The organism is Sphingobium quisquiliarum P25 (genome assembly GCF_000445065.1).
Classification (GTDB): Bacteria; Pseudomonadota; Alphaproteobacteria; order Sphingomonadales; family Sphingomonadaceae; genus Sphingobium; species Sphingobium quisquiliarum.
Genome location: NZ_ATHO01000123.1, coordinates 1 through 2,957, shown reverse-complemented (window position 1 = coordinate 2,957; position 2,957 = coordinate 1). Strand labels below are relative to the sequence as shown.

Below are 2,957 nucleotides of genomic sequence, written 5' to 3'. Positions count from 1 at the left end.
GGCTCTGTTGCAAAAATCGTGAAGCTTGAGCATGCTTGGCGGAGATTGGACGGACGGAACGATGACGGATTTCAAGTGGCGCCATTTCCAGGGTGATGTGATCCTGTGGGCGGTGCGCTGGTATTGTCGCTATCCGATCAGCTATCGCGACCTTGAGGAAATGCTGGCGGAACGCGGCATTTCGGTCGACCATACGACGATCTATCGCTGGGTCCAGTGCTACGCCCCGGAGATGGAGAAGCGGCTGCGCTGGTTCTGGCGGCGTGGCTTTGATCCGAGCTGGCGCCTGGATGAAACCTACGTCAAGGTGCGGGGCAAGTGGACCTACCTGTACCGGGCAGTCGACAAGCGGGGCGACACGATCGATTTCTACCTGTCGCCGACCCGCAGCGCCAAGGCAGCGAAGCGGTTCCTGGGCAAGGCCCTGCGAGGCCTGAAGCACTGGGAAAAGCCTGCCACGCTCAATACCGACAAAGCGCCGAGCTATGGTGCAGCGATCACCGAATTGAAGCGCGAAGGAAAGCTGGACCGGGAGACGGCCCACCGGCAGGTGAAGTATCTCAATAACGTGATCGAGGCCGATCACGGAAAGCTCAAGATACTGATCAAGCCGGTGCGCGGTTTCAAATCGATCCCCACGGCCTATGCCACGATCAAGGGATTCGAAGTCATGCGAGCCCTGCGCAAAGGACAGGCTCGCCCCTGGTGCCTGCAGCCCGGCATCAGGGGCGAGGTGCGCCTTGTGGAGAGAGCTTTTGGCATTGGGCCCTCGGCGCTGACGGAGGCCATGGGCATGCTCAACCACCATTTCGCAGCAGCCGCCTGATCGGCGCAGAGCGACAGCCTACCTCTGACTGCCGCCAATCTTTGCAACAGAGCCGCCGCCGTATGGTTGCTGTCCGACGCGGCTTCGTTCGTCACCGGCTCCTGCCTTGCAGCAGACGGCGGCTTTACCGCGATCTGATCATTTTACGGAGCAGCCTCCATGCACAGCATCAAGATACTCGCGACGATCCCGCGCCGGAAGGACATTTCGGAACAGCAGTTCCACGATCACTGGCGCCATCCGCACGGCACACTCAGCAAGAAGATCGCGTGCCTGCGCGGCTATGTGCAATCGCACCGGATCGTCTCTCCGCTGCTGCCTGATACACAGCTGGCCTACGACGGCATTACCGAGCTGTGGTATGACAGTCTCGACGATGCGCTCAACATGGGCAAAGATCCCGCGCATCGCAAATACAACATCCCCGACGAACCGCTGTTCGTCGACATGGACGGACTGAAGTTCACCTTCTTCGAGGAGGACATTATCCGCTCGCGACCGGCGGTGGACGATCCCGATGATGCGGCCGTGCAGTGGTCGCCCACCGAATGGTCGGTAAGCGTCAAGATCCTGCAACTGGTCAAGGCGGATGGCAATCCGGCCTGGGCAGGCGATCAGGACAAGGCGCTGGGCGATCGCATCGGCGCGTTTCGGCATGTCCGCTCGTTCGCGATAGACGCGGTGCACAAGGGCACCTCGCCGTTCATCGGCGCGCGCGAACTGTGGTGGCCGACGCTATCCGATTTCGAACGCGGCGTGGCGGGTGATCGCGCGGCGTTCGATGCGCTCCTGGCACAGGCCGGCCAGCATTACACGATGCTGGCATCGGCCGAGCGGGTGATCTGATGCCGGCCCCCGCGCTCGACGAGGAGCCCGTGCTGCCCCCCGGCTTCGAGGATCTTCTCGAATTCGTGCCGCACTGGATCGGCGAGACGGCGCAGGAACGATGGGATATCCGGGCGCGCGCGACTATGGCGGAGATAACCCGCTTCTACGATGTGCTGCTCTCCCGTTCGGAAGCCATCCTCGACCATGTCGAGACCTTTCCGCTCGACGCGATGCCGGCGCCGACGCTGCGCCTGTTCAGGCTACAGCTGGCGCTGGCTCACGCGGCGATGTCCGTAGAATTGCACAAGCAGCCGCGCGCGCACAATTCGCCCTATCCGCACCAGGTCCGCATCCTGCGGACGGCAGAGCCAACGCTGTAAAGGAGTTCGTCGCATGAACGAGATGACCGAGCTTGCCAGCATCGGCTCTGTTGCAAAGATTGGCGGCAGTCAGAGGTAGGCTGTCGCTCTGCGCCGATCAGGCGGCTGCTGCGAAATGGTGGTTGAGCATGCCCATGGCCTCCGTCAGCGCCGAGGGCCCAATGCCAAAAGCTCTCTCCACAAGGCGCACCTCGCCCCTGATGCCGGGCTGCAGGCACCAGGGGCGAGCCTGTCCTTTGCGCAGGGCTCGCATGACTTCGAATCCCTTGATCGTGGCATAGGCCGTGGGGATCGATTTGAAACCGCGCACCGGCTTGATCAGTATCTTGAGCTTTCCGTGATCGGCCTCGATCACGTTATTGAGATACTTCACCTGCCGGTGGGCCGTCTCCCGGTCCAGCTTTCCTTCGCGCTTCAATTCGGTGATCGCTGCACCATAGCTCGGCGCTTTGTCGGTATTGAGCGTGGCAGGCTTTTCCCAGTGCTTCAGGCCTCGCAGGGCCTTGCCCAGGAACCGCTTCGCTGCCTTGGCGCTGCGGGTCGGCGACAGGTAGAAATCGATCGTGTCGCCCCGCTTGTCGACTGCCCGGTACAGGTAGGTCCACTTGCCCCGCACCTTGACGTAGGTTTCATCCAGGCGCCAGCTCGGATCAAAGCCACGCCGCCAGAACCAGCGCAGCCGCTTCTCCATCTCCGGGGCGTAGCACTGGACCCAGCGATAGATCGTCGTATGGTCGACCGAAATGCCGCGTTCCGCCAGCATTTCCTCAAGGTCGCGATAGCTGATCGGATAGCGACAATACCAGCGCACCGCCCACAGGATCACATCACCCTGGAAATGGCGCCACTTGAAATCCGTCATCGTTCCGTCCGTCCAATCTCCGCCAAGCATGCTCAAGCTTCACGATTTTTGCAACAGAGCC

Annotated in this window: 4 protein-coding genes and 1 pseudogene; 4 read left to right on the top strand and 1 reads right to left on the bottom strand. The window is 61.6% G+C overall.

Going from position 1 to position 2,957, the window contains the following annotated elements:
* Positions 1–61 precede the first annotated feature (61 nt).
* From L288_RS35260 to L288_RS35250, 4 genes and pseudogenes are all read left to right on the top strand, one after another.
* On the top strand, positions 62–826 hold the full coding sequence (locus L288_RS35260) for an IS6-like element IS6100 family transposase (protein WP_001389365.1): 765 nt from the start codon (positions 62–64) through the stop codon (positions 824–826).
* Positions 827–880: 54 nt separating this feature from the next.
* Positions 881–964 (top strand): annotated as a pseudogene (locus tag L288_RS43150) (SDR family oxidoreductase); the annotation flags it as partial.
* Between the two features lie 21 nt (positions 965–985).
* A complete protein-coding gene (locus L288_RS35255; protein ID WP_007682394.1) occupies positions 986–1,672 on the top strand; it encodes an EthD domain-containing protein in 687 nt (228 codons plus the stop codon).
* A complete protein-coding gene (locus tag L288_RS35250) occupies positions 1,672–2,034 on the top strand; it encodes a hypothetical protein (RefSeq protein WP_007682395.1) in 363 nt (120 codons plus the stop codon). The genes L288_RS35255 and L288_RS35250 overlap by 1 nt, the downstream gene beginning before the upstream one ends.
* 97 nt (positions 2,035–2,131) lie before the next feature.
* On the opposite strand, the gene L288_RS35245 is transcribed toward L288_RS35250, so the two are convergent.
* A complete protein-coding gene (locus L288_RS35245; protein WP_001389365.1) occupies positions 2,132–2,896 on the bottom strand; it encodes an IS6-like element IS6100 family transposase in 765 nt (254 codons plus the stop codon).
* Between the last annotated feature and the right edge of the window lie 61 nt (positions 2,897–2,957).

Bases quoted from the DNA above. Each gene is read 5' to 3' on its own strand.
- L288_RS35260 (WP_001389365.1), top strand. From the start codon at position 62: ATGACGGATTTCAAGTGGCGCCATTTCCAGGGTGATGTGATCCTGTGG.
- L288_RS35255 (WP_007682394.1), top strand. From the start codon at position 986: ATGCACAGCATCAAGATACTCGCGACGATCCCGCGCCGGAAGGACATT.
- L288_RS35250 (WP_007682395.1), top strand. From the start codon at position 1,672: ATGCCGGCCCCCGCGCTCGACGAGGAGCCCGTGCTGCCCCCCGGCTTC.
- L288_RS35245 (WP_001389365.1), bottom strand. From the start codon at position 2,896: ATGACGGATTTCAAGTGGCGCCATTTCCAGGGTGATGTGATCCTGTGG.